Genomic DNA, 24,823 nt, shown 5'->3' with positions numbered 1-24,823 from the left:
TAGGCTGAGGCTCTTTGCCGCAGCGGGGATGCGATGGCCGATCGGGACAACGAAGCTCTGCAGAGGCGCATCGCCACGCTGGAGGCGCAGGTCGCAGCCCTCCTCCAGGCGATCTCGGCGGATCGCGGCGGCAATGTCGTCATCAACGCGCCGGGCTCGCTGACCGTCAATTGCGGGCACGGCATCGCGCTCACGACCGGCGGCGCGATGACGCTGACCGCGGGCGCCAACCTCGCCATCGCCGCCGGCGCCAATGCCGGCCTCACCGCCGGCAATCGCCTGCGCGTCAGCAGCGGCCAGGAAGCCTCGTTCGAGACACGCAGCTTCAACGTCGCCGCGGCTGTGGGCTGCACGATCAACAGCGGGCAGAACCTCGCCGTCACCTGCGGCAAGGAGATCGCGGTCACGGCCGGCAAGACGGTCTCGATCCAGGGCTCCGACGCGGCGGCGCTGAAGAGCGGCGCCGCCGCGCTGAACCTGAAGAAGGACGGCAGCGCCGAGCTTCAGGGGCGCGACATCACGCTCAAGGCTTCCGGACGCATCGATGCCAAGGCGTCCAGCCAGGTCGCGCTCAAGGGATCGAAGATCTTCCAGAATTAGAGCATTTTCGAGCGAAGTGGACACCGGTTCGCGTGAAGAAAATGCGATAAAACAAGGACCTGGAGCATCGGACCGAAAAGTGGAATCCACTTTTCGGTCCGATGCTGAGACAAAAGCTCAGGTCAGCTTGCCGCGCGCCGGCACCGGCAATTCCCCGATCAGCCTGTCGCCGCGCACGGTGATCAACCGACCGACCGTGTTGACGACGACGCAGACATGGTTGGGCACGATGCGCACCACCTCGCCGACCACGGGCCGCTCGTTCGTCGCCGTGAGGTCGAGGAAGCCGTGCTCCTCGGCGAGCTGCGCGATCCGCGCCCGCGGATATTCGAGGATGTAGCCGTGGCCGTCGAGGCCGCCGATGTCGCTCGTCAGCGTCTTCGAGCCGGAATCGAGGATGCCGCGCTCGGGCGCCGCCCGGCTCACCACCGAGGCGTAGACGCTCAGCGCGCAGTCCTCCAGCCTCGCCACCCCGGCCGCCATCTGCATGCGGTCGTTGAAGATCGAGGTGCCGGAGCGGTGCTCCGTCGCGCCCTTGAGCTTGCCCATGTTGGGGATGTTGGGCGAGCCGCCGGTCGAGACGATATCGGCCTTGAGGCCGGCGTCGCGCAGGCCCGCATTGGCGGTGTCGAGGAAGACTTGCGTCCGCTCCCAGCCATCCTCAGGCGGGTACATCAGGAAACCGGCGAAGCGCAGTCCCGGCGAGGCCGCGACCATCTTCGCCAGTTCCACCGCCTCGCCCGGCGTCACGACGCCGGCGCGCTTGCGCCCGGTGTCGCATTCGATCACCACCTCGAGGTCGCGCCCGGCGATCTCGGCTGAGCGCGGCAGGCCGGAGATGGTGACGGGGTTGTCGGCGGCGACGATCATCCGCACGCGGCGCTGGAGGGCGCCGAGGCGGCCGAGCTTCTCCTCGCCGAGGATGTTGTAGCTGATCATGATGTCGTCGAGGCCGCCATCGGCCATGACCTCGGCCTCGCCGAGCTTCTGGCAGGTGATGCCGCGCGCGCCGGCCTCGACCTGGAGCCGCGCCAGCTCCGGCGATTTATGCGTCTTGATATGCGGGCGGTTGGCGAGGCCGGCCGCATCGCAGGCGGCCTGGAGGCGGGCGATGTTGGCATCGACCCTGTCGAGGTCGACGACCACGGCGGGCGTTCCGTAGACGCGGGCGATCTCGGCGGCGAGCGGGGTCGAGGCCGGCTGGTCGACGGCGCTCGAGGTGGTCGCGGTCACGCTCACGGCAGCACCTTGACGATGACCTCGATCTCCACCGTCATGCGGTTGGGCAGCGAGCCCATGCCGACGGCCGAGCGGGCATGGCGGCCGCGCTCGCCGAGCACCGCGACGAACAGGTCCGAGCAGCCGTTGATCACCTTGGGATGGTCCGAGAAATCGGGCGCGGCATTGACCATGCCGAGGAGCTTGACCACCTCGATCCTGTCGAGCGAGCCCACCGCCTTCTTCATCGCCGCGAGCAGGCCGAGGCCGGTCTGCCTGGCATGGTCATAGGCCTGCTCGATGGTCACGTCGGCGCCGACCTTGCCGGTCGGATAGCTGCCGTCGGCGCGCCTGGGGCCCTGGCCCGAGAGATAGAGCATGTCGCCGACCTGCTTGAAGCTGACATAGGTCGCGACCGGCGTCGGCGCCTCCGGCAGCGTCAGCCCCAGTTCCTTCAGCCTGTCTTCGGCGCTCATCGCAATCCTCTCCTCTCAAGTCTCGTCGCGGCGCATGTAGCGGGCCGCATCGTCATAGCTCGCGAGCTTCAGCGCAAGCGCGGGATCATGCACCTCGCGAAAGCCCTGCCGCCGCCAGAAGCCGCCCGACTCATTGACCGCGACCAGCGTGAGGCTGGTATAGCCGGTTCCGGCGGCATGGCGGGCGATCGCGGCGACGATCGCACCCGCCGCCCCGCTGCCGCGCGCGGCCGGCAGCAAGGCGAGGTCGTGCAGGTACCAGTTCACGGTGCCGGGCCGGATGGCGCCGAGCAGCGAATTCAGCGCGGGAACGGCGCCCGCCGGCCAGGGATGGCTGACGAGATAGCCTTGAAGCGCCCCGTCGCGAGCCGCGAGCACATGGCAACCCTCCGGCGCCAGCCACAGCCGCTCGGCGAAGACCGCCTCGTCCTCCGGATAATCCGGATGCACATGGGCCGCGACCCTCATCACGGCCGGCAGATCGGCCGGCGCCATGGGGCGCCAGAGCATGTCCCGCAACAGACACCCCTCCGTCATTCCGGGGCGGCTTCGCGCCGGCGAAGAACCCGGAATGACGGGGGACGCGATCAGGCCGCCGCCTTCGGGAACTTGCTCGTCCGCTTCGGGTGCCACCATCTGCCCTTGAGTACGACGCCCTCGGAGAGGATCCGCCTGTCGCCGATGAGATGCTCGCCGGCCGCGTCGACATAGTCGAACCTGCCTTCCTTCACGGTCAGGATCGTCGCGTCGCCGAGCGAGCCGACCCTGAGCGAGCCGTATTCCGGGCGCTTCAGCGCCATGGCGGCGTTCACCGTCGCGGCGGCGATGACGTTGCCGAGACTCATGCCCATGCACAGGAACTTCGACATCGTCGTGACCTGGTCGAAGGCCGGGCCGTCGATGCAGAGCGCGTGCACGTCGGAGGAAATGGTGTCCGGCTCGAAGCCGTTGGCCAGCATGGCGCGCCCGGTCTTGAAGGCGAAGGAGCCCTGGCCATGGCCGATATCGAAGAGGACGCCGCGCTTGCGGGCGGCGATCACCTCCGGCTTCACCGTGCCCTGCGCGGTCGCCGGCGTGTTCGGGAAGGGGCGGAAGGCGTGGGTCAGCACGTCGCCGGGCCTCAGCATGGCGAGGACCTCCTCATAGGAGGGCGGCGGCTCGTCGATATGGCACATCAGCGGCAGACCGACCTCGTTGGCGACCTGCAATCCGATGTTGAGCGGCACCGCGCCTGAATTTTCCGAGGCGTGGAAGCCGACGCGGACCTTGATGCCGACGACGACGTCGCGGTTGGCCTCCGCCACCGCGGCGCAGTCGATCGGGTTCATCAGGCGCAGATCGCCGCTCTCGCCGACCATGACCCGCTTGTCGAAGCCGTAGATGCCGGCATGCGAGACGTGGAGATAGGCGAGGATGCGCGCCTGGCTTTGCTCGATCACGTGCTTGCGGAAGCCCGCCCAGTTGCCGGGCCCGGCCGAGCCGGTATCGACCGAGGTGGTGACGCCGGAGGCGCGGCAGAAGGCGTCGGCGTCGATGCCGAGCGAGGTGCCGCCCCAGTAGACATGGGTGTGCAGGTCGATCAGGCCGGGCGTGACGATGTAGCCGGAAACGTCACGGATCTCCCTGGCGCCCTTCAGGTCCTTGCCGAAGCCCGAGACCTTGCCGTCCTTGAAGGCGACGTCGAGGACGCCGTCGTGCTTCTGCGACGGATCGATGACGCGGCCGCCCTTGAGGATGAGATCGTGGGTCATGCGATTGAGGTCTCCGGAAAGAGCGCATTCGCCTTTCCCTTCGCAGGGAAGGGAGAGGGGCGAAAGCGAAAAGTCAAGGCGATCCGGAGCCTGCGTCCTATCCCGCCCGGGCGGGTTCGCGCGGCGCATCGATCCGCGCGAAGGGCCGCACCTGCTCGAAGGCCGCAGCCGCCCGCAGCACCAGCGCGTCCTTGCCGAAGGCGCCGACGATCTGCAGCCCCGCCGGCAAGCCGGCTTTCGTCAGGCCGCAGGGCACGGAGGCGGCCGGCTGCTCGGTGATGTTGAAGGGGTAGGTGAAGGGCGTCCAGGCCGTCCAGTCCTCGCCGTAGGCGCCGTGCGCCGGCGTGTCGCGCCCCACGGTGAAGGCCGGCAGCGGCAGGGCCGGCGTCAGCAGCAGGTCGTAGCGCTGATGGAACTGCGCCATGTGCAGGGCCAAGGCGCTGCGCCGGTTGAGCAGCGCATCGACATAGGTCGCGGCGGCAATCGCCTCGCCCCGCTCGGCCAGCGCGACGAGGCCGGGGTCCATCCGCGCACGCCCGGCCGCGCCGACGCCACCGAGCGCGAGCGCCGCGCCCGACGCCCAGAGCGTCATCAGGGTCTCGATCGGATCGGCGAAGCCCGGATCGGCCTCCTCGACCACCGCGCCGAGCTCCGCGAAGACCTGCGCGGCGGCGGCCGTCAGCGCCGCGACCTCGGGATCGACGGCGACATCCAGGCCCAGGCGCGGCGACCAGGCGACGCGCAGGCCCCTCAAGCCGCCCTTCAGCCCGTCGACATAATCTGGCGGGCGATCGACCAGCGCCGTCATGTCGCGCTGATCGGGCTGGCTGATGACCTTCATCGCCAGCGCCGTGTCGGTGACGCTGCGCGCCAGCGGGCCGAGATGGGCGAGGAAACCCATGGTCGAGATCGGCCAGGCGGGAACGCGGCCATAGCTCGGCTTCAGGCCGACGACGCCGGTGAAGGCGGCCGGGATGCGGATGGAGCCGGCACCGTCGGTGCCGATATGGATGCAGCCGAGATTGAGCGCGGCTGAGACGGCGGCCCCTGCGGAGGAGCCGCCCGGCCCCATGCCGGTGTCCCAGGGATTGCGGGTGATGCCGGTGAGCGGGGAATCGCCGACGCCCTTCCAGCCATATTCCGGCATGGCGGTCTTGCCGAGGAAGACGGTGCCGGCCTCGCGCAGCCGTGCCGCGACGGGGGAATCCTCGGTGAAGGGCGCGTCGGAGGTGACGTTCGAGCCACGGCGCATCGGCCAGCCGGCGACGCCGAGATTGTCCTTGATGGTGACCGGCACGCCGTCGAGCGGGCCGATCGCCTCGCCCTTCAGCCAGCGTGCCTGCGAGGCTTCCGCCATGGCGAGCGTCACGGCCTCGTCGCGCAGCGCGAAGGCGTTGACCGCGGGCTCGAAGCGCTCGATGCGGGCGAGCACATCCCTCGCGACCTCGACCGGGGAAAGCGTCTTGGCCGCATAGAGCGGGCCGAGATCGGCGGCGGAGAGCGAGGCGATCGTGGTCATGCGGGAACCTCCCGGGCGGCGGCGCGGCAGGATGCAGACCATGGCGGCGCTTGTCGACCCGCATCCGCTTCCGACGCGGCCGGAATGCCTGTTGCCGAACGGCCACAGCGTTGCGCGGACATAATTCGGCCATCTTCTGCCCACCCCGAGGCCATCTCGGCGACCTTGAACGAAAGCCCTCGACGGCGCATGGAACCAGGGCGCCGTCACCATCGTTCATTCCTGTCCGTCATGCCGAGTTGCCCGTCGATGCCCCCCGTCCGCCCGTTAGCCTCCCCCCTCGCCCGGCCGACCCGCCGCGCCTTCGCCGCCCTGAGCCCGCTCTTCCTCGCCGCCTGCGTGGCGAACCGACGGCCCGAGCCTGTCGAGGCCGCCTATCCGGGGCCGCATATCAGCGCCGAATATCTGGCGATGTACGGCGAGCGGCCCGATGAGCTGCACCCGCTGCCGGCGACGGACCTCAGCGAGGTCGACCCGCAGTTCCTGCGCCGCATCGTCTCCTACCCGACCCGCGAGCAGCCCGGCACGATCGTCGTCGATACCGACAACCGCTATCTCTATCTCGTGCAGGAGGGCGGCAAGGCGATCCGCTACGGCATCGGCGTCGGCAAGCAGGGCATGTCCTGGCGCGGCCGCGCCACGGTCGCGCGCAAGGCGCAGTGGCCACGCTGGACGCCGACCGCGGCGATGATCGCCCGCGAGCCGGAGCGCAACCGCCCCTGGGCGGCCGGCATGGCCGGCGGCCTCGACAATCCGCTCGGGGCGCGTGCGCTCTATCTCTACCAGGGCAACCGCGACACCATGTACCGCATCCACGGCACCTCGGAGCCGTGGTCGATCGGCAAGTCGGTGTCGTCGGGCTGCATCCGCATGTTCAACCAGGACATCATCGACCTCTACGGCCGCGTGCCGACCGGGACGGCCGTCCTCGTGCTCAACCGCGGCACGCTCCAGCCGGGCTCCGAGATCGACGAGATGCCGCCGCCGGACGACGACTACGAGTTCGGCCGCATCTGAGGCCGGGCGCGGCGGCGCCTTGATACCGCCGCGGACAACGCCCACCTCTCGCCTATGGCGCAGCCCGCGCCCCCAACGAGAGGAGATGACGATGACGCCGCAGGAACGCGACGTGATCGCCGGGATTTTCGACCGCCTCCGGCAGGCGGCCAACCAGCCCCGCGACCCCGAGGCCGAGTCTCTCATCGCCGAGCGCCTGCGCGAGCAGCCCTATGCGCCCTACGCCCTGGCCCAGGCGGTCTATGTCCAGGAACAGGCGCTGGCGAAGCTGAACCACGAGGTCGAGAGCCTGCGGGCACAGCTCAGCCAGGCCGGGCCGGCGCCGGCCGGCGGTTTCCTGTCCGGCATCTTCGGCGGCGCGGCGGCGCCGCGTGCGGGATCGGTTCCGCCGGTGCCGCCACGCGCCGATGCCACCGCCCCCTCCGCCGCCTGGAACACGCAGGCGCGAGGCGCTGCGGACCCATCCGAGCAGACGAAGCCCGGGCCGTGGAGCAACCAGCAGCAGCCGCGCGGCGGCGGCTTCATGGCGAACGCGCTGACCACGGCGGCCGGCGTCGCCGGCGGGGTGATGCTGGGCAACGTGCTGGCCAACGCCTTCGGCGGCGGCAAGCCGCAGACGGCGAGCGATGCCGGCAGCGGTTCCTCGGCACCGTCGCAGCAGGCCGCCGACGACCGGACGGAGCAGGATCGGCACGACGACGCCGGCTACGACCAGGCCAACTATGAAGACGACGATCCCGGCTTCGACGACGGCGGCGGGGGCGACTGGGCCTGAGGCCCGTGCCTCAGATCACCAGCACCTTCGCGCCGACACGGACGCGCTCGTAGAGATCGGTGACGTCGTCATTGGTCATGCGGATGCAGCCCGAGGAGACCGCCTGCCCGATCGTGTTCGGCTCGTTGGTGCCGTGGATGCGGTAGAGCGAGGAGCCGAGATACATGGCGCGCGCGCCCATCGGGTTTTCGGGGCCGCCGGCCATGAAGCGCGGCAGGTCGGGCCGGCGCTTCAGCATCTCGGCCGGGGGCGTCCAGCTCGGCCATTCCGCCTTGCGGGTGATGGTCTTCATGCCGGCCCAGGAGAAGCCCGGCCGGCCGACGCCGATGCCGTAGCGCATGGCCTTGCCGCGAGGCTGCACCAGGAAGAGGAAGCGCTGCGGCGTGTCGATGATGATCGTGCCGGGCTTGTGCGGCCCGTCATAGGCGACTTCCTGCTTGCGGAAGCGCGGATCGAGGATCTGCTGGATGCCCTGGCGCGTCTCGGCCGGCTCGCCGAGCGCGGCCATGCGACGCGTGGCGGGCTGCTGGCGCGCCGCCGCGAACGGATCGGGCGCATAGCCGGCCTCGGGCTGCACGCGCTGGCCATAAGCCGCGTAGCCGCCGGGACGGTTGTAGACCGCGCCGCCACGGCCATAAGGCGTCGGGTCGCGGCCGGTCATCAGCATCTCGATCAGCCCGCCGCCATATTGGCCGCGCCCTGCCGCCATCGGGTCGTTCGGCGCGGCATAGCCATGGCCCTGCGCGAGAGCCGGCCCGGCTGCGGCAAGCGCTCCGGCAAAGGCGAGGAACGGGAGGAGGATCTTTCGACGCATGACGCAGGCACTCTCGACATCGACTGCCGGAAGCCTGCGGCGGCGCCTCAAAGGAATGGTGAATCGCCGCCGCCGGGGCCGGAAAACCTGCCTGAAACCACGCAATTCGCGGAATTAACCTTAGCGTCCGGTCAAGCGACAGGGTGAAGGAAAGCTTGCCGGCCTCGTCACCGGCGCGCCGCGCGCCGGGCGAGCCAGCGCAGCTTCAGGCCGCTGCGCCAGCGGCCGACATCGCAGGCCAGGATCACCGCCGCATAGACGAGCGCGCCGAGCCCGGCCTGAAGCGGCAGCTCGAGGCCCGCCGGCAGCGTGCCGCGCAGGGGCCAGACCGCGAGCGCCATCGCCACGGCAGCGGCGAGGACGCAAGCGATCTCGCGCAGCGGCGGCCAGGCCGGCAGCATGCGCAGCGCGATGACCGCCATCACGATCAGCGCCGTCAGATAGGCGCCGCTCTGCGCCAGCGCGACTGTCGCGGGCACGGACGGTCCCGGCCAGCCGAAGACGAGGACGAGGTCGACGGCAAGCCCCGCGAGCGCGGCGAGCGCGGCGACGAGCGTGCGCTTGGCCAGGAGGAAGACGGGCGCGAGCGCCGCCTGGAACAGCGCGATCGCCGCGAAGCCCGGCAGCAGCAGCGTCATATGGCCGGCGAAATGGCCACGGAACCCGGCCGGAACGAGGAGCCGCTCGAAGGCCGGCAGGGTAAGCCAGAAGCCGAGCGCGACCGGCAGCACCAGGGCCAGCACGACGACCATGTTGCGGGCGATGCGCTTTTGCGCCGCGAGGCGCCCGCGCGTCTCGTCGAGGCGGATGACCTCGCGCAGCAGCACGATCTCCAGCATCGTCGCCAGTACGGGAAAAAGCCGCAGGCCGATATCGGAGGCGAGCGAGAAGAAGCCCGCCTCGGCGAAGCCATGGCTCTCGGCCAGCACCGCGCGGTTGAGGAGCGGGATCGCGGCATGGATCGCGTTGCCCGCCACCAGCGGCAGGCCGTAGCGCGCGAAGCCGCGCATCAGGTCGGTCCTGAACGGACCCGGCGCCGGCTTCGCATCGGCCAGCCGGCCACGGATGGCGAGCACGGCGCCACCGGCGCTGAGGAGGCCGCCGAGGAGGACGATGGTGGGGTCGCGCGTCGCCCAGGCGCCGCCGGCCATCAGCAGCAGGGCGGCCCCGCTCCTGACCAGGACGAGCCGGGCGTAGGCCGCGTCGAGGAAGCGGGCGCGGGCGATCGCCGCGTGATAGTCGAACCAGCCCGCGGCGACGCCGCCGGCGACCGAAGCCATCAGCAGCGCCGCCGGCAGCCCGGTATCGACGCCCGCCAGCAGCGCCGCCGCGAGCAGCGCTGAGAGCGACAGGCCGATGCCGGCGAAGAGCAGGTCGAGCGTCGCCCGGATGCCGGGATCGCTCTCACGGCTCTCGGCGGAATAGAAGCGGACGACGCAGAGCTTCAGCCAGTCGAGCAGCGCGGTGTTGACCAGCACGACGATGGCCGCGCCGATGGCGTAGCGCCCGAAGGCATCCGGCCCGAGGAACAGGGCGATGACGAGCCCGAGGACGAAATTCAGCCCGGCATTGACGATGAAGGGCAAAAGGACGCTCATCGTGCCTTCGTCATCCCATCCCGCTCGCGGCCCCGGCGACTCAGCCGGGCTTCCGGCGACGCACCTCCTTATACCAACGGCCTTCGTGCCCGCCTCATCGTCATTGCGAGCGCAGCGGGGCAGCGGCGGTTTTCCAAGCGGCCGCTTTCCCCGAAGACCCCCTGCAAGAACGGCATGGAGGGGCTGTGGCGCCCGGCCCTAGGCGAAACCTCCGATCCGCCCTAGACCGGAACGCGGTTCCCATGCCGTCCATGGGGCGCCCTCCCGGACGCAGCCCGACATCATGACATGGTCCATCGCCCTGCGCGCCACGCTCGGCATTGCCCTGCTCACCGTCATGGATGCGGTGGTGAAGGGCCAGATGCAGCACCACCCCTTCGCGATGGCGCTGTTCATGCGCTTCCTGATGGGCGGGCTGTGCGCGCTTGCCGTGCTCGCCATCGTGCGCCCTCCCCGGCCGACCCGCGCCAGCGTGATCGGCAACCTCGCGCGGGTTCCGCTGGTCGTGCTGTCCGCGGGAAGCTTCTTCTACTCGATCTCGGTGCTGCCGCTGGCGGAAGCGCTGACGCTCTCCTTCCTCGCACCGGTCTTCGTCGCCCTGCTCGGCGGGCTGCTGCTCAAGGAGAAGATCGACCGGCGCATCCTGCAGGCGCTCGGCTTCGGGCTCGCCGGCATGCTGGTGATGGTCTGGCCGCGCCTGCAGGGCCATGTCGGCGGGACGGGGCTCGGCGTCGCGGCCGCGCTGTTCTCGGCGGTGACCTATGCCTTCAACCTGATCCTGCTGCGGCGCATAGCGGTTCGCGAGCACCCGGCCATCATCGTCGCCTTCCAGAACGCCGGGCCGGCTTTTTTCATCGCCGTGCCGGCCTGGCACGTCTTCGTGCCGATGAGCCTCGGCGACCTCACCGCCTATTTCAGCGCCGGAGTGCTCGCCGTGGCGGGCCACCTCACGCTGACCTCGGCCTATGCCCGCGCGGCGGCTTCGCGGCTGGCGCCGATCGAGTACACGGCGCTGGTCTGGGCGAGCCTGCTCGGCTTCTTCCTGTTCGACGAGGTGCCGCTCTACACGACCTATCTCGGGGCGGTGCTGATCGTGGCCGGGACCATCGCGATCAGCCGGCGCTAGGCGGCTTCGCGCCGACGACCGGCCACATTTACTTTATTGCGGGAGGCATCCTTGACTCCGCAAACCCCCGCGCCTATCTCCGCTCCCATCTGTTAGCACTCTCATCAGGAGACTGCTAACAGCCTCCCCCGGGGCCTTTCAGCGGCGCCCGTAGCGAATGAGACCGAGAGGAAGACAGAACCATGAAGTTCCGTCCTTTGCATGACCGCGTCGTGGTCCGCCGCCTGGATGGCGAGGAAAAGACCAAGGGTGGCATCATCATCCCCGACACCGCCAAGGAAAAGCCCCAGGAGGGCGAGATCGTCGCCGTCGGCCCGGGCGCCCGTGACGATGCCGGCAAGCTCGTCGCCCTCGACGTCAAGAAGGGCGATCGCGTGCTCTTCGGCAAGTGGTCGGGCACCGAGGTCAAGATCGACGGCCAGGATCTCCTGATCATGAAGGAATCCGACATCATGGGCGTCGTCGGCTGATCGCCGCCCGGACGTTCTTTCCCGTTTCCATTTCCAAGGATTAGCTCTCATGGCTGCCAAAGACGTCAAGTTTTCCTCCGACGCCCGCGACAAGATGCTGCGCGGCGTGGATGTCCTCGCCAACGCCGTGAAGGTCACGCTCGGTCCCAAGGGCCGCAACGTCGTGATCGAGAAGTCGTTCGGCGCTCCCCGCATCACCAAGGACGGCGTCACCGTCGCCAAGGAGATCGAGCTCGCCGACAAGTTCGAGAACATGGGCGCCCAGATGGTCCGCGAAGTCGCTTCGCGCCAGAACGACCATGCCGGCGACGGCACCACCACCGCCACCGTGCTCGCCCAGGCGATCGTCCGCGAGGGCGCCAAGTCGGTCGCGGCCGGCATGAACCCGATGGACCTGAAGCGCGGCATCGACCTCGCCGTCGACGCCATCGTCGCCGACCTCAAGAAGAACTCCAAGAAGGTCACCTCGAACGCGGAAGTCGCGCAGGTCGGTACGATCTCGGCCAATGGCGACGCCTCGGTCGGCGAGATGATCTCGAAGGCCATGCAGAAGGTCGGCAACGAGGGCGTGATCACCGTCGAGGAGGCCAAGACCGCCGAGACCGAGCTCGACGTCGTCGAGGGCATGCAGTTCGACCGCGGCTATCTCTCGCCATACTTCATCACCAACTCCGAGAAGATGGTCGCCGAGCTCGACGACCCCTACATCCTCGTCTTCGAGAAGAAGCTCTCCTCGCTCCAGGCGATGCTGCCGATCCTCGAGGCCGTGGTGCAGACCGGCAAGCCGCTCCTGATCATCGCCGAGGACGTCGAGGGCGAGGCGCTCGCCACGCTCGTCGTCAACAAGCTGCGCGGCGGCCTCAAGGTCGCGGCCGTCAAGGCTCCGGGCTTCGGTGACCGCCGCAAGGCCATGCTCGAGGACATCTCGATCCTGACCGCCGGCCAGATGATCTCGGAAGACCTCGGCATCAAGCTCGAGACCGTGACGCTCAACATGCTCGGCCGCGCCAAGCGCGTGCGCATCGAGAAGGAGAACACCACGATCATCGACGGCGCCGGCAAGAAGAAGGACATCGAGGCCCGCGTCACGCAGATCAAGGCGCAGATCGAGGAGACGACCTCGGACTACGACCGCGAGAAGCTCCAGGAGCGCCTGGCCAAGCTCGCCGGCGGCGTCGCGGTGATCCGCGTCGGCGGCGCGACCGAGGTCGAGGTCAAGGAGAAGAAGGACCGCGTCGACGATGCCCTGAACGCGACCCGCGCCGCGGTCGAGGAAGGCATCCTGCCGGGCGGCGGCGTCGCCCTGCTGCGCGCGCTGAACTCGGTCAAGTCGCTCAAGACCCAGAACGACGACCAGAAGACCGGCGTCGAGATCGTCCGCAAGGCGATCGCCGCTCCGGCCCGCCAGATCGTCGACAACGCCGGCGATGACGGCGCGGTCGTGATCGGCAAGCTGATCGAGGCCAAGGACTACGCCTATGGCTACAACGCCCAGACCGGCCAGTACGGCGATCTGGTCAAGGCCGGCATCATCGACCCGACCAAGGTCGTGCGCACGGCGATCCAGGACGCGGCTTCGATCGCGGGCCTGCTGATCACCACCGAGGCGATGATCGCCGAGGCGCCGAAGAAGGACGCCCCGATGCCCCCGATGGGCGGCGGCGGTGGCATGGGCGGCATGGACTTCTGAGGAAGTCCAAACGCCCAAAGCGTACAAATGCCGAAATCGGGCAAGCCCGGTTTCGGAGGCGGCATGGACTTCTGAGGAAGTCCAGCTCCCACCGAAATGATGGAAGGCCCGGCGCAAGCCGGGCCTTCTTTTTTGCGCTGCCGGGACCAGCCTTCCGTTCCGTGGCCTTCCTCGCCTATAAAAGCGGCAAGCGCCTCCGCCAGGACGCGTGCCACGCAAAACGATCGGGAGAGGCCCATGACGACCTCCAAATTCCTCACCGGCGTCGCCTTCGCCGCAACGCTCCTCGCCACGCAGGCCGCGCGTGCCGACATCACCATCGGCCTCGTCGCGCCGCTGACCGGGCCGGTCGCCGCCTATGGCGACCAGGTCAAGAACGGCGCCCAGACCGCCGTCGACGTGATCAACAAGAATGGCGGCGTGCTCGGCGAGAAGCTCGTGCTGAAGCTCGCCGACGATGCCGGCGATCCGAAGCAGGGCGTCTCCTCCGCCAATCTGCTGGTCGGCGAGAAGGTCAAGTTCGTGGTCGGGCCGGTGACCTCCGGCGTCGCCATGGCGGTCTCGGACGTCTTCGCCGAAAGCGGCGTCGTGATGGTGACGCCGACCGCGACATCCCCGGCGCTGACGACGCGCGGCCTCACCAACGTCTTCCGCACCTGCGGCCGCGACGACCAGCAGGCGGAGATCGCCACGGCTTATGTCCTCAAGCATCTGAAGGACAAGAAGATCGCGATCGTCCACGACAAGGGCACCTACGGCAAGGGCCTCGCCGACGCCTTCCAGAAGGGCATCAATGCCGGCGGGCTGAAGGAGGTCGTCGCGCTCACCGTCAACCCCGGCGACAAGGACCTCTCGGCCGTGGTGACGCGGCTCAAGGCCGCGAATGCCGAGGTGATCTATTTCGGCGGCTACCATCCCGAGGGCGGGCTGCTCGCTCGCCAGCTCGCCGATGCCGGCGTCAAGGCGACGATCATCGGCGGCGAGGGCCTTTCCAACACCGAGTTCGCGGCGATCGGCGGCGAGCACGCCACCGGCACCCTCTTCACCAACGCGACCGACGCGCTGAAGAACCCCGATTCCGCCCAGGCCGTCGCGGCGCTGAAGGAGAAGGGCATCCCGCCGGAGGCCTTCACGCTCAACGCCTATGCCGCCGTCGAGGTGCTCAAGGCCGCGATCGAGAAGGCCGGCAAGCCCGCCGATGCGGCCGGCGCCGCCAAGGCTCTGGTCTCCGGCATGCCGATCAAGACCGCGATCGGCACGCTGACCTACGGCAAGACCGGCGATCTGAGCTCGCCGAGCTTCTCGATGTACAAATGGGACGCCGGCAAGATCGTCGCGGCGGAGTGATCCGGCGTCGACAGCCTGCGCGGGAACCCCTCTCCTGCATCGAAGTCGGCTGTTGCCGACTTCGACACTTTGAGTGCTGATCCCGGGCAGGCCCGAGATCAGGGAGAGGGGTAGGGGTTGAGGTGTAGGCCGTTGGTCCCGTGAAGCTCGACCTCACCGCCGCGCAGCGACCACGCTCGCTGAAGCCAGCCTCTCCGCCTGATGACAATTTGCTCATCCGGGCGCGGCGCCATTGAAAGGCCATCGGCGCTGCGACATGGTCCGAATCGTGGCCCCAACCGTCTCCCGCCAGGATTCCCGCCCATGCGCCTGTTGAGCATCCTCGTCGCCGTGCTGGCGGCCGTCGCGCTGGTCGTCGGCCAGCAGGCCGGGTCGGCCGGGGTCATCGGCATGGGCGTCATCGGCCTCATCCTGGCGGCGGTGACCTTCCGCTCGCCGACCCTGCCCTTCTTCCTGCGGATCTTCTCCAGCGTCTTCGCCATCGAATATCTGGTGTTCGGCGCGGCGGCGATCACAGCCGAGCTCGGCCAATGGCCCGCCGCCCTGCAGATCCCGCCGGTGCCGACCAGCCTGCCGACAACCGTTGGCGTCTTCGCGATCCTGATCTACGCGATCTCCTTCGTGCCGGTGATCGGGCGCATCGCTCGCATCGCCTCGCCCTATTTCGAATCCGACGAGATCACCACCGCCAATCTCTGGCCGATCGGCCCGTTCAGGATCAGGCTGGGCACGCTCGCGGTTGCGCTCTTCGTCTTCCTGATCGTGCTCAACCAGGTGCAGGTCGGCATCACGCTGCGCCTCTCCTTCTTCAACCGCGACATGTACGACGCGCTGCAGAACAAGGATGCGGCGGCGTTCTGGTACCAGCTCTTCTACGTGTTCTGCGTCTGGGCCGTGCTCTGGGTGATCTCGAACCTGATCGAGCTGTTCGCCAACTACACCATCCTGATCCGCTGGCGGCAGTACATGGCGAACGAGTACACGCGGCGCTGGCTCGACCATGCCACGCATTACCGGATCGCGCTCGCCGGCAGCGTCGACAACCCCGACCAGCGCATCGCCGAGGACACCCGCTCCTTCGTCAACCAGACCTACGGCTTCGCGCTGCCCCTGCTCTCGCAGGTCTCCACGCTGGTCTCGTTCTCGATCATCCTCTGGAACATCCAGGTCAGCTTCACGCTGCCCGGCACCTCCATCGCGATTCCGGGCTATATCTTCTGGGTGGCGTTCTTCTATGCGGTGGCGGCGACGTGGCTCACCCATGTCATCGGCCGCCCCCTGATCCGCCTCGAATTCGAGCAGGAGAAGCGGGAGGCGGATTTCCGCTTCGCCCTGGCCCGACTGCGCGAATATTCCGAGCAGATCGCGCTGATGGTCGGCGAGCCGACCGAGCGCGCCCATCTCGCCCAGCGCTTCCGCGACATCGTCGAGAACTTCTACCGGCTGGTCTGGCGCCGGCTGAAGCTGACCAGCTTCACCCTGTCCTACAACCAGCTCAGCGTCGTGCTGCCCTACATCATTCTGGCGCCGTATTATTTCGCCGGCACGATCACGCTCGGCATCATGATGCAGGTCGCCGGCGCCTTCGACCGGGTGCAGACGGCGCTCTCCTTCATCATCAACAGCTACTCCTCGATCGCCCAGTATCTCGCCTCGATCAACCGCCTGACCTCCTTCGAGAAGGCCGTCGCGGAGGCGCAGCACGGCGCGATCAGCGAGGAGGCGCTCGGCCGCGAGACCTCGCGCGACGAGAGCCTGCACATCCGCGACGCCACGCTCGCCCTGCCCAACGGCAAGCCGATCGTCAGGCTCGGCGCGCTCGATCTGGGCCAAGCCCGCTCGACGCTGCTGATCGGCCCCTCCGGCTCCGGCAAGTCGACGCTGTTTCGCGCCATCGCCGGCATCTGGCCCTTCGGCGACGGCAAGGTCGGCATCCCGGCGGAAGCCGAAATCATGCTGCTGCCGCAGCGCCCCTATCTGCCGCAAGGCTCGCTCAGGGCAGCGCTCGCCTATCCGGCCGCGGAAGACGCCTATGACGACGCCGCGATCCGCACCGCCATGGAAAAGGTCAAGCTCGGCCATCTCGCGGATCGGCTCGACGAGATCGATCTGTGGGGCCAGCGGCTCTCGGGCGGCGAGCAGCAGCGGCTGGCCGTGGCGCGCGCGCTTCTGAACCGGCCGGACTGGCTCTTCCTCGACGAGGCGACCGCCTCGCTCGACGAGAAGCTCGAGGACGAGATCTACGCGACGATCGAGCGCGAGTTGCCGCAGACGCGCATCGTCTCGATCGGCCACCGCACGACGCTGCGCGCCATGCACGAGGCCATCGTCGTGATGGAGCCGAATGCGGACGGCACCTTCACGCCGACGCCCGTCGTGAAAACGCCGGCCGCCTGAGGCGACCGGCGCGGAACGAAGAGGAGCCGATCAGAGCGAGCGGCTGAGGGTCAATTCGCCGGCCCCGCCCTTCAGCACGAGGCGGCCGTTGACGAGGTCCCATTTCTGGGTGGCGCGCAGCGCCATCAGGAAGGCGCGCTCGAAATCGAGGGCGCCCTTGTCGCAGGCACGCTTGGTAAGGGCGATGGGCCCGACCGCGAAGCTCTGCTCGCGCAGCGGATAGGCGGAGGCCGAGAAGGTGTTGCAGCCGCCGAAGCCGGTGCCGCGCAGGTTCTGGTCGACGATCAGGGTGGCGCGCCGGTCCTGGACCGGCTTGCCGTTCAACGTCATGAGGCTCCAGCTCGCGCCGAACGGAAACTGCTTCTCCTGCTGCGGCATCGGGATCGGCCGCGTTCCGCCGCCGAGCTCCTCGCGCGACGGCGTCTGCTGGCGGCGCTGCGCCGCAGCCTCGCCCGGCATCAGCATCGGTGCGGTCAGGGCCGCAAGAACGGCCGCAAGGCCAAGGCGTCGGATCATGATCGTCTTACCCGCATTCACGCGTGCGGCAGTGCGACCTGCCGCCAAATCGGTTAACGCCTAAAGCATCGGATCGGAAAGTGGTATCCACTTTTCGGAAAAATCCGATGCGTCGACAATCGGGTCCAATTGGTTCGGGATCAAGGCCGAAGCGTGGGCGATCCCGCCGTTCCGAAGCTGCCGCATGGTCAGATCCGTGCGTTCAGCCGCTCCAGCAGCGGGTTCGCGCGGCGGAAGACATAGGCCGGGGCGCTGACGGTGACATCGTCGGCACCGAGCCCGTCGAGATGTTCGACCAGCGCGAAGACCACCTTGTCCGGGCAATGCAGCGTCAGCGGCGCACCAGTGGCGGGCGGCCCGAAGGGCAGGCGCGCGCCGAAACGCTCCTTCAGCCCGGCGAGCGCCTCGGCCGTCAGATCGAGCCGGGCGCGGACCTCGCGCAGCGTACGCCCCTCCTCCTCGGCGGCGATGCGCGACAGGATCGTTCGCGCCGCCGCCCGCGCCCGCTCGCCCCAGGGCGCCCGCATCGCGGCGACGAGATTGGCTTCCGAGGCCAGCATCACCCCGTCGTCGAGCACTTTCAGCGCATTGGCGGCAAGCGTCGCGCCGGTCGTGGTGATGTCGACCACGATCTCGGCCGTTCCGGCGGCGGGCGCGCCCTCGGTCGCGCCGAGGCTTTCGACGATGCGGTAATCGGCGAGGCCGTGGGCGGCGAAGAAGCGGCGGGTCAGGTTCACGTATTTCGTCGCGACGCGCAGCTTCCGGCCGTGGCGTGCCCGCATCGCCGAGGCGACGTCGTCGAGATCGGCCATGGTTCGCACGTCGATCCAGGCTTGCGGCACGGCGACGACGACATTGGCATGGCCGAAGCCGAGGGGGGTGAGCATCTCCACCGCCGCATCGGCGTCGGAGAGCTGCTCGCGCACGAGGTCCTCGCCGGTGATGCCGATATGGGCGGCGCCGGAAGCGAGCTGCGCCACGATCTCGGAGGCCGAGAGGAAGGCGACCTCCGCCCCCTCGACGCCGGCGATGGCGCCGCGATAGTCGCGCTCGCCGCGCGACTTGACGAATTTCAGCCCGGCGCGGCCGAAGAAGGCGGTGGCGTTCTCCTGCAACCGCCCCTTGGAGGGCACGGCGAGGACGAGCGGGGCGTCGTCGGCTTGCGGCCGGCTCATGCGGCGTCTCCCGTCAGGCGGTCGAGCCAGAGCGAGGCGCCGACGGCCGCAAGCGGCCCGCGTGCGCCAAGCCGGCCGAGAAGGTTGTCATAGCGGCCACCGCCGGCGACCGGCTTGCCGTCGCCGCGGGCGGTGTCGTGCAGCTCGAAGATGAAGCCGGTATAGTAGTCGAGATTGCGGGCGAAGCCGGCCGAGAAGCGGATAGCGCCGATATCGACGCCGCGCGCGGCGAGGAAGCCGGTGCGCTCGTCGAAGGCGTCGAGCTCGCGGCCAAGATCGAGCGCCGCCTCCCCAGCGAGCGCGCGCAGCGCCGCCGACGCCGTATCGGGATCGCCGGAGACGGCGAGCACCCGCTTGAGCAGCGCCTTGACGTCGCCATTGACCGGGTTCTCCCGCTCGGCGGCGCGCGCCAGGAAGCGCTCGGCGATATCGGCGGCGGAGCGCCCGCCGACGGTCGAGATGCCGGCGATGGAGAGCACGTCCTCGACGAAGGCGCGGGCGGCCTTGGGATCCTGCCCCTCGAGCGCCTTGAGCAGGCCGGCATGGGCGGGCTCACCCTCCGCGGCCGGCGGATCGAGCGCGGCGACGGCGTCCGCGCCCCTGCCCTGCACCACGGCGCGCACCAGCCGGCGCCGCGCCCCTTGCGGCACGCAAAGCCCGTCGAGCAGCGCGCCGAGCAGCGCGACATCGCCCATGACGATGCGCGGCGCGTCAAGCCCCAGCGCCGCCGTCGCCTCGATGGTGAGCGCCATGATCTCGGCATCGGCGGCGGCGCGATCGTCGCGGCCGAAGGATTCGATGCCCGCCTGCTGGAACTCGCCGGGCTCGCCCGCGCGCATGCGGAAGACCGGGCCGGCATAGGCATAGGCCGCCGGCTCCGTCCGGCCCGAGGCGATGTGATCGAGCGCGACGGGGATGGTGTATTCGGGGCGCAGGCACCAGTCGCGGCCGTCGGCGTCCTGCGTCATGAAGATGCGGCGGCGGATATCCTCGCCCGAGAGATCGAGGAAGACGTCCGCCGGCTGGAGGATCGCCGGTTCGGCATGGGCATAGCCCTCGCTCGCGAAGAGCGCGATCACGGTCTCGATGCTGGCGCGGCTTGCGGGCACGGCTCGTCCTGTCCTGTTTTCGGCCGATGCTCCAACAATAGGATGGATCATCGTTATCGCGTCCGGTAGGACGCGCGATGATCTAGCAGCGATGCGGTGGATTTTCGAGAGTTTTGCGGGAATTGGGTGAACGGGAATCCGCAGGCCGCCGCGGGCTCACAGGGCAAGCCCCGCATCCCAATAGGGCGTGGCGCCGTAGAGCTCGCCGAGATAGTCGACGAAGGCGCGCACCTTCTGCTCGAGATGCCGGCGGCTCGGATAGACCGCGTAGACCGCGACGCGCGAGCCGACCGCATAGGCCGGCAGGACCCGCCGCAGCGCGCCCGATTTCAGCTCCGGCCCGACATCCCAGGTCGAGCGCAGCGCGATGCCCAGGCCAGCCAGCAGCGCCTCGCGCACGACCTCGCTCGAATTGGTGCGCAAGGGACCGTTGACCCTGACCGGGACCGGCCCCTCCGGCCCGTCGAGCCGCCAGTGGTCGGCATTGTGGGCGATCAGCCGGTGGCCGGCGAGGGCGGCGATATCGGCCGGCGTGCCGTGCTCGGCGAGGTACCCCGGCGTCGCGCAGAGCACCCGGTGGTTGGGCGCCAGCCGCTTGGCGACAAGGCTCGAATCCTGGAGATCGGCAATCCGGATCGCCAGGTCGAAACCCTCGCCGACGACGTCGACGAAGGCATCGCCGAGCACGAGATCGACCGTCACCAGCGGGTTGGCGTCGAGGAAGCGCTTGAGATGCGGCGCGATGTGCATGCGCCCGAACGAGGTCGGCGCCGAGACCCTGAGCGTCCCGCGCACCTGGCCGGCGCCGCTCGCGACCCAGGCTTCCGCCTCCTCGATCGAGGCCAGGATCGAGACGACGCGCTCGTAGAAGCCGTGCCCGGCCTCGGTGAGGGCGAGCTGGCGCGTCGTGCGCTGGAGCAGGCGCACGCCGAGCCGCTCCTCCAGCCGGCGGATGCGCTTGGAGATCACGGCCGGCGACAGGTTGAGCTGCCGCCCGGCCGCCGACATGCTCCGGGTCGTGACCACATGCGCGAAGACGTCTAGATCGCCGAACCGGTCCATCGATGCGCCACCTTTTCCAATCCGGAAATAATGTCTGGCTTTGGTCGCGCTGCAAGGGGCATTTAATTGTTCTAAACTCCGCCGCGCGGAGATGGCGGGTTTCAGCGGCGCCTTGCGCCTTACGAAAAAGCGGGAGAGAAAAGATGGGCGCGATCGCTTTTCCGATGCCGGATGCCGGCGTCCTCGCCCGCCGCGAGGCGATCATCGCCGGCCTTTCGCAGCTCGTCGCGCCGAACGCGCTGATCACCGGCGAGGACGAGCGCCGCCCCTACGAGACCGATGCGCTCAGCGCCTATCGCCGCATGCCGCTGGCGGTGGTGCTGCCCTCGACGACGCAGGAGGTCGCGGCCGTCCTGCGCTATTGCCGGCAGGAGGGCGTGCCGGTGGTGCCGCGCGGCTCGGGCACCTCGCTCTCCGGCGGGGCGATCCCGCAGGAGGACGCGGTGGTCGTCGGCGTCTCCAAGATGAGCCGCATCCTTTCGATCGACTACGCGAACCGCGTCGCCCGGGTCGAGGCCGGCGTCACCAATCTGGCGGTGACGGGGGCGGTCTCGGCCGAGGGCTTCTTCTACGCGCCCGACCCGTCCTCGCAGCTCGCCTGCTCGATCGGCGGCAATATCGGCATGAACTCCGGCGGGCCGCACTGCCTGAAATACGGCGTCACCACCAACAACGTGCTGGGCGTGACCCTGGTGACGCTCGAGGGCGAGATCGTCGAGATCGGCGGCTCCCATCTCGATTCCGCCGGCTACGACCTGCTCGGGCTGATCATCGGCTCGGAGGGCCAGCTCGGCATCGTCACGGAGGCGAGCGTGCGCATTCTGCGCGCGGCGGAGGGCGCGCGGCCGGTGATGTTCGGCTTCCCGACCAGCGAGCAGGCCGGCGCGGCGGTGGCGGCGATCATCGGCGCCGGCATCATCCCGGTCGCGATGGAGTTCATGGACAAGCAGGCGATCGACATCTGCGAGGCTTTCGCCAAGGCCGGCTATCCGATGGATTGCGGCGCGCTCCTGATCATCGAGGTCGAGGGCTCGGACGAGGAGATGGATGCCGGGCTCGCCCGCATCGTCGCCATCGCCCGCGAGCACGGCGTCACCACGGTGAAGGAATCACGCTCGGCGATGGAGGCGGCGGCGATCTGGAAGGGCCGCAAATCCGCCTTCGGCGCCACCGGCCGCGTCGCCGACTACATCTGCATGGACGGCACCATCCCCACGGGGCAACTGCCGCATGTGCTCAGGCGCATGGACGAGATCGTGAAGAGCTACGGGCTTCGCGTCGCCAACGTCTTCCACGCCGGCGACGGCAACCTGCACCCGCTTGTCCTCTACAACTGCAACGACCCGGTCGAGGCGCAGAAGGCGGAGGATGCCGGAATGGACATCCTCAAGCTCTGCGTCGAGGTCGGCGGCTGCCTGACCGGCGAGCACGGCGTCGGCATCGAGAAGCGCGACCTGATGAACGTCCAGTTCAACCCGGAGGACCTCGCCCAGCAGATGCGGGTCAGGGCGGTGTTCGATCCCGCCTGGCTGCTCAACCCGGCCAAGGTGTTCCCGCTGGAAGGCAGGGTGGTCGCGTGATCGTCCACACCCCCACCACCGAGGCGCAGGCCTGCGCCGTCGTGAAGTCGGTCGTCGACAGCGCCACGCCGCTGGCGCTGTGCGGCGGCGGCACGCGCGCCGGCCTCGGCCGCCCGGTGCAGGCCGCGAGCACGCTATCCAGCGCCGGCCTCACCGGCATCACGCTCTACGAGCCGGCCGAGATGGTGATCGCCGCGCGGGCCGGCACGCCGCTCGCGCTGGTGCAGGAGACGCTCGCCGCGCACGGCCAGATCCTGCCCTTCGAGCCGATGGACCACCGTGCCCTCTACGGCAGCGAGGGCGAGCCGACGATCGGCGCCGTCGCCGCCTGCAACATCTCCGGCCCGCGCCGGATCAATGCCGGCGCGGCGCGCGATTCCCTGATCGGTGTGCGGCTGGTCAACGGCCGCGGCGAGATGATCAAATCCGGTGGGCGGGTGATGAAGAACGTCACCGGCCTGGATCTGGTCAAGCTCATGAGCGGCAGCCACGGCACGCTCGGCTTCCTCACCGAAGTCACCTTCCGCGTGCTGCCGCGGCCTGAACGCATCGTCACGCTGCAATGGCGCGGCCTTTCGAGCGACGAGGGCGTCGCGCTTCTGTCGAAGGCGCTGGGCTCGCCCTTCGAGCCGATGGCCGCGGCGCATCTTCCCGCCGGCCTCGCCGGCGAGGCGGCGCTGACCCTGCTGCGGCTGGAGAATTTCGCGGATCCGATCGCCTACCGCGCAGGAGAGCTCGCCGCGCTGCTTGGCGCATACGGCGTGCCCGACCGTCTCGAAGGGGCCGGGCCTGACGCGCTCTGGCGCGACATCCGCGACGCGGCTTTCTTCGCCGATACCGGGGAGGCCGTCTGGCGGCTCTCGCTTGCCCCGACGAACGGCCCGAAGGCCACCGCCGCCATCGCGCGCGCGCTTCCCGCCGCGCGCTCATTCCACGACTGGGGCGGCGGGCTGGTGTGGCTTGCGGTTCCGGCCGATGGCGATGCCGGCGCCGCCGCGATCCGCGCCGCGCTGAGGCCGCTCGGGGGACACGCCACGCTGGTGCGGGCGCCTGACGCGGTGCGGGCTGCCGCCGACGTGTTCCAGCCTCTGTCCGGGCCGCTGATGCGCCTGACAGCCGGCATCAAGACAAGCTTCGACCCGGCCGGCATCTTCGAGCCCGGCCGGATGTATGCGGGGATCTGATGCAGACCAACTTCACCCCCGAGCGCCTCGCCTCCGATCCGCGCATGCCGGCCTCGGAGAAGATCCTGCGCACCTGCGTGCATTGCGGCTTCTGCACCGCGACCTGCCCGACCTATCTCCTGCTCGGCGACGAGCTCGATTCCCCGCGCGGGCGCATCTACCTGATCAAGGACATGCTGGAGACCGGCAAGCCCGTAACCGACGAGGTGGTGACGCATATCGACCGCTGCCTCTCCTGCCTCTCCTGCATGACGACCTGCCCCTCCGGCGTGCACTACATGCACCTCATCGACCATGCCCGCGCCCATATCGAGGAGACCTATGAGCGCTCCTGGCACGACCGGCTGCTGCGCAAGGTGCTGGCGGCGATCCTGCCCTATCCCGGGCGCTTGCGCGCCGCGATGCTGCTGGCGCTGCCGGCAAAGCCGTTCGCCTCCGTCCTCGGCCTGATCCCGGCCATCGGCCCGCGCCTGAAGGCGATGCTGGCGCTGGCGCCGGCGCGGCTGCCGACACGCTCGGCGATGGAGGGGCCGCAGAGCTTTTCGCCCGAGGCCGGGCGGGTGAAGCGCGTCGCGCTGCTCTCGGGCTGCGCCCAGCCGGTGCTCAACCCGGCGATCAACGAGGCGACGATCCGCCTGCTCAACCGCCACGGCGTCGAGGTCGTGCTGCCGAAGGGCGAGGGCTGCTGCGGCGCGCTCGTCCACCACATGGGGCGCGAGCACGACGCGCTGTCCTTCGCGCGCGCCAATATCGACGCCTGGACGGCGGAGATCGAGGGCGAGGGGCTCGACGCCATCCTGATCACCGCCTCCGGCTGCGGCACCACGATCAAGGATTACGGCTTCATGTTCCGGAACGAGCCGGCTTATGCCGAGAAGGCGGCACGGGTCGCCGCGCTGGCGAAGGACATCACCGAGTTCCTGGAGACTATGGAGCTTTCGCCCGTGCGCGACGTCGCCATGCCGATCGCCTATCATTCCGCCTGCTCGATGCAGCACGGCCAGCAGTTGAAGGACGGGCCGAAGCGGCTGCTGACGGGAGCCGGCTTCAAGGTGAAGGACGTGCCGGAGGGGCACATCTGCTGCGGTTCGGCCGGCGTCTACAACATCCTCCAGCCCGAGATCGCCGGGCGGCTGCGCGAGCGCAAGATCGGCAATATCGAGCGCACCAGGCCGGTACTTGTGGCGACCGGGAACATCGGCTGCATGACCCAGATCGCGAAGGGTTTCGCCGACAAGGGCTCGGGCGTGCCGGTGGTCCACACCGCCGAGCTGCTCGACTGGGCGACCGGCGGCCCGCTGCCGGAGAAGCTCGCACGGGCAGGGATCGCGGACAGGCCGTTGCGGGAGCGCGCCCCGGCGGCGGAATAGCGCCCTTCTCCCCTCGGGGGAGAATGACG

The 24,823-nt window shown here is 69.3% G+C and carries 22 protein-coding genes; 11 read left to right on the top strand and 11 right to left on the bottom strand.

Going from position 1 to position 24,823, the window contains the following annotated elements; translation table 11 throughout:
• The first annotated feature begins 33 nt into the window (after positions 1-33).
• The gene (locus tag M9917_RS15925; protein WP_297255275.1) at positions 34-600 is read left to right on the top strand and encodes a DUF2345 domain-containing protein; all 567 of its coding nucleotides are present in this window, start codon (positions 34-36) and stop codon (positions 598-600) included.
• Between the two features lie 117 nt (positions 601-717).
• Here M9917_RS15925 and M9917_RS15920 read toward each other — a convergent pair whose 3' ends face one another.
• From M9917_RS15920 to M9917_RS15900, 5 genes are all read right to left on the bottom strand, one after another.
• The gene (locus M9917_RS15920) at positions 718-1,833 is read right to left on the bottom strand and encodes a D-TA family PLP-dependent enzyme (RefSeq protein ID WP_297257097.1); all 1,116 of its coding nucleotides are present in this window, start codon (positions 1,831-1,833) and stop codon (positions 718-720) included.
• Positions 1,834-1,835: 2 nt separating this feature from the next.
• Entirely contained in the window at positions 1,836-2,294 is a 459-nt protein-coding gene (locus M9917_RS15915; protein ID WP_297255273.1) for a RidA family protein, read from the bottom strand.
• Between the two features lie 15 nt (positions 2,295-2,309).
• Positions 2,310-2,804, bottom strand: a complete 495-nt coding sequence (locus M9917_RS15910) for a GNAT family N-acetyltransferase (RefSeq protein ID WP_297257096.1) — start codon at positions 2,802-2,804, stop codon at positions 2,310-2,312.
• A gap of 77 nt (positions 2,805-2,881) precedes the next feature.
• Entirely contained in the window at positions 2,882-4,045 is a 1,164-nt protein-coding gene (locus tag M9917_RS15905) for an amidohydrolase/deacetylase family metallohydrolase (RefSeq protein ID WP_297255271.1), read from the bottom strand.
• A gap of 97 nt (positions 4,046-4,142) precedes the next feature.
• Positions 4,143-5,564: an amidase gene (locus M9917_RS15900; protein WP_297255269.1), complete on the bottom strand. Its 1,422-nt coding sequence runs from the start codon at positions 5,562-5,564 to the stop codon at positions 4,143-4,145.
• A 249-nt stretch (positions 5,565-5,813) separates the two neighbouring features.
• On the opposite strand from M9917_RS15900, the gene M9917_RS15895 reads away from it, so the two are divergent.
• Together M9917_RS15895 and M9917_RS15890 are read left to right on the top strand one after the other, a co-directional pair.
• Complete coding sequence (locus tag M9917_RS15895) at positions 5,814-6,581, top strand: L,D-transpeptidase (RefSeq protein WP_297255267.1); 768 nt, start codon at positions 5,814-5,816, stop codon at positions 6,579-6,581.
• A 91-nt stretch (positions 6,582-6,672) separates the two neighbouring features.
• Complete coding sequence (locus tag M9917_RS15890; protein ID WP_297255266.1) at positions 6,673-7,356, top strand: DUF2076 domain-containing protein; 684 nt, start codon at positions 6,673-6,675, stop codon at positions 7,354-7,356.
• A 10-nt stretch (positions 7,357-7,366) separates the two neighbouring features.
• Here the strand turns inward: M9917_RS15890 and M9917_RS15885 are convergent, their stop codons facing one another.
• Complete coding sequence (locus tag M9917_RS15885) at positions 7,367-8,170, bottom strand: L,D-transpeptidase (protein WP_465246386.1); 804 nt, start codon at positions 8,168-8,170, stop codon at positions 7,367-7,369.
• Between the two features lie 167 nt (positions 8,171-8,337).
• Positions 8,338-9,768, bottom strand: a complete 1,431-nt coding sequence (locus M9917_RS15880) for a lipopolysaccharide biosynthesis protein (RefSeq protein WP_297255264.1) — start codon at positions 9,766-9,768, stop codon at positions 8,338-8,340.
• 283 nt (positions 9,769-10,051) lie between these two features.
• Between M9917_RS15880 and M9917_RS15875 the strand changes: the two genes are divergently transcribed.
• The 5 genes from M9917_RS15875 (at position 10,052) to M9917_RS15855 (ending at position 16,798) form a co-directional block, all read left to right on the top strand.
• Entirely contained in the window at positions 10,052-10,894 is an 843-nt protein-coding gene (locus M9917_RS15875; RefSeq protein WP_297255262.1) for a DMT family transporter, read from the top strand.
• Positions 10,895-11,076: 182 nt separating this feature from the next.
• Entirely contained in the window at positions 11,077-11,364 is a 288-nt protein-coding gene (gene groES / locus M9917_RS15870; RefSeq protein WP_297255260.1) for a co-chaperone GroES, read from the top strand.
• 49 nt (positions 11,365-11,413) lie between these two features.
• Entirely contained in the window at positions 11,414-13,054 is a 1,641-nt protein-coding gene (groL, locus tag M9917_RS15865) for a chaperonin GroEL (protein ID WP_297255259.1), read from the top strand.
• Between the two features lie 237 nt (positions 13,055-13,291).
• Entirely contained in the window at positions 13,292-14,401 is a 1,110-nt protein-coding gene (locus M9917_RS15860; protein WP_297255257.1) for a branched-chain amino acid ABC transporter substrate-binding protein, read from the top strand.
• A 303-nt stretch (positions 14,402-14,704) separates the two neighbouring features.
• Entirely contained in the window at positions 14,705-16,798 is a 2,094-nt protein-coding gene (locus M9917_RS15855; protein ID WP_297255255.1) for an ABC transporter ATP-binding protein/permease, read from the top strand.
• 30 nt (positions 16,799-16,828) lie between these two features.
• On the opposite strand, the gene M9917_RS15850 is transcribed toward M9917_RS15855, so the two are convergent.
• The 4 genes from M9917_RS15850 to M9917_RS15835 all read right to left on the bottom strand — a co-directional run bounded on the left by M9917_RS15850 (position 16,829) and on the right by M9917_RS15835 (position 20,660).
• Entirely contained in the window at positions 16,829-17,314 is a 486-nt protein-coding gene (locus M9917_RS15850; protein WP_297255253.1) for an META domain-containing protein, read from the bottom strand.
• Between the two features lie 188 nt (positions 17,315-17,502).
• Positions 17,503-18,489 (bottom strand): ATP phosphoribosyltransferase, encoded by a 987-nt coding sequence (gene hisG, locus M9917_RS15845; protein ID WP_297255251.1) that lies wholly within the window; start codon positions 18,487-18,489, stop codon positions 17,503-17,505.
• Positions 18,486-19,649, bottom strand: a complete 1,164-nt coding sequence (locus M9917_RS15840) for an ATP phosphoribosyltransferase regulatory subunit (RefSeq protein ID WP_465246385.1) — start codon at positions 19,647-19,649, stop codon at positions 18,486-18,488. Before M9917_RS15840 ends, hisG begins: the two co-directional genes overlap by 4 nt.
• Positions 19,650-19,754: 105 nt before the next feature.
• Positions 19,755-20,660, bottom strand: coding sequence for a LysR family transcriptional regulator (locus tag M9917_RS15835; RefSeq protein WP_297255247.1), 906 nt, complete (start codon positions 20,658-20,660; stop codon positions 19,755-19,757).
• 143 nt (positions 20,661-20,803) lie between these two features.
• Between M9917_RS15835 and M9917_RS15830 the strand changes: the two genes are divergently transcribed.
• From M9917_RS15830 to glcF, 3 genes are read left to right on the top strand one after another with little or no spacing between them, the layout of a single operon-like run.
• Entirely contained in the window at positions 20,804-22,240 is a 1,437-nt protein-coding gene (locus M9917_RS15830) for an FAD-binding oxidoreductase (protein WP_297255245.1), read from the top strand.
• Positions 22,237-23,424 (top strand): FAD-binding protein, encoded by a 1,188-nt coding sequence (locus tag M9917_RS15825; RefSeq protein WP_297255244.1) that lies wholly within the window; start codon positions 22,237-22,239, stop codon positions 23,422-23,424. Before M9917_RS15830 ends, M9917_RS15825 begins: the two co-directional genes overlap by 4 nt.
• Complete coding sequence (gene glcF / locus M9917_RS15820) at positions 23,424-24,794, top strand: glycolate oxidase subunit GlcF (protein ID WP_297255242.1); 1,371 nt, start codon at positions 23,424-23,426, stop codon at positions 24,792-24,794. Before M9917_RS15825 ends, glcF begins: the two co-directional genes overlap by 1 nt.
• Positions 24,795-24,823: the final 29 nt, after the last annotated feature.

The organism is Bosea sp. (in: a-proteobacteria) (genome assembly GCF_023953965.1).
Lineage (GTDB): Bacteria > Pseudomonadota > Alphaproteobacteria > Rhizobiales > Beijerinckiaceae > Allobosea.
Note: the sequence above shows the minus strand (reverse complement) of the source record. Positions and strands in the feature narration are given on the sequence as shown.

Bases quoted from the DNA above. Each gene is read 5' to 3' on its own strand.
- M9917_RS15925 (WP_297255275.1), top strand. From the start codon at position 34: ATGGCCGATCGGGACAACGAAGCTCTGCAGAGGCGCATCGCCACGCTG.
- M9917_RS15915 (WP_297255273.1), bottom strand. From the start codon at position 2,294: ATGAGCGCCGAAGACAGGCTGAAGGAACTGGGGCTGACGCTGCCGGAG.
- M9917_RS15910 (WP_297257096.1), bottom strand. From the start codon at position 2,804: ATGCTCTGGCGCCCCATGGCGCCGGCCGATCTGCCGGCCGTGATGAGG.
- M9917_RS15905 (WP_297255271.1), bottom strand. From the start codon at position 4,045: ATGACCCACGATCTCATCCTCAAGGGCGGCCGCGTCATCGATCCGTCG.
- M9917_RS15900 (WP_297255269.1), bottom strand. From the start codon at position 5,564: ATGACCACGATCGCCTCGCTCTCCGCCGCCGATCTCGGCCCGCTCTAT.
- M9917_RS15895 (WP_297255267.1), top strand. From the start codon at position 5,814: ATGCCCCCCGTCCGCCCGTTAGCCTCCCCCCTCGCCCGGCCGACCCGC.
- M9917_RS15890 (WP_297255266.1), top strand. From the start codon at position 6,673: ATGACGCCGCAGGAACGCGACGTGATCGCCGGGATTTTCGACCGCCTC.
- M9917_RS15885 (WP_465246386.1), bottom strand. From the start codon at position 8,170: ATGCGTCGAAAGATCCTCCTCCCGTTCCTCGCCTTTGCCGGAGCGCTT.
- M9917_RS15880 (WP_297255264.1), bottom strand. From the start codon at position 9,768: ATGAGCGTCCTTTTGCCCTTCATCGTCAATGCCGGGCTGAATTTCGTC.
- M9917_RS15875 (WP_297255262.1), top strand. From the start codon at position 10,052: ATGACATGGTCCATCGCCCTGCGCGCCACGCTCGGCATTGCCCTGCTC.
- groES (WP_297255260.1), top strand. From the start codon at position 11,077: ATGAAGTTCCGTCCTTTGCATGACCGCGTCGTGGTCCGCCGCCTGGAT.
- groL (WP_297255259.1), top strand. From the start codon at position 11,414: ATGGCTGCCAAAGACGTCAAGTTTTCCTCCGACGCCCGCGACAAGATG.
- M9917_RS15860 (WP_297255257.1), top strand. From the start codon at position 13,292: ATGACGACCTCCAAATTCCTCACCGGCGTCGCCTTCGCCGCAACGCTC.
- M9917_RS15855 (WP_297255255.1), top strand. From the start codon at position 14,705: ATGCGCCTGTTGAGCATCCTCGTCGCCGTGCTGGCGGCCGTCGCGCTG.
- M9917_RS15850 (WP_297255253.1), bottom strand. From the start codon at position 17,314: ATGATCCGACGCCTTGGCCTTGCGGCCGTTCTTGCGGCCCTGACCGCA.
- hisG (WP_297255251.1), bottom strand. From the start codon at position 18,489: ATGAGCCGGCCGCAAGCCGACGACGCCCCGCTCGTCCTCGCCGTGCCC.
- M9917_RS15840 (WP_465246385.1), bottom strand. From the start codon at position 19,649: ATGATCCATCCTATTGTTGGAGCATCGGCCGAAAACAGGACAGGACGA.
- M9917_RS15835 (WP_297255247.1), bottom strand. From the start codon at position 20,660: ATGGACCGGTTCGGCGATCTAGACGTCTTCGCGCATGTGGTCACGACC.
- M9917_RS15830 (WP_297255245.1), top strand. From the start codon at position 20,804: ATGGGCGCGATCGCTTTTCCGATGCCGGATGCCGGCGTCCTCGCCCGC.
- glcF (WP_297255242.1), top strand. From the start codon at position 23,424: ATGCAGACCAACTTCACCCCCGAGCGCCTCGCCTCCGATCCGCGCATG.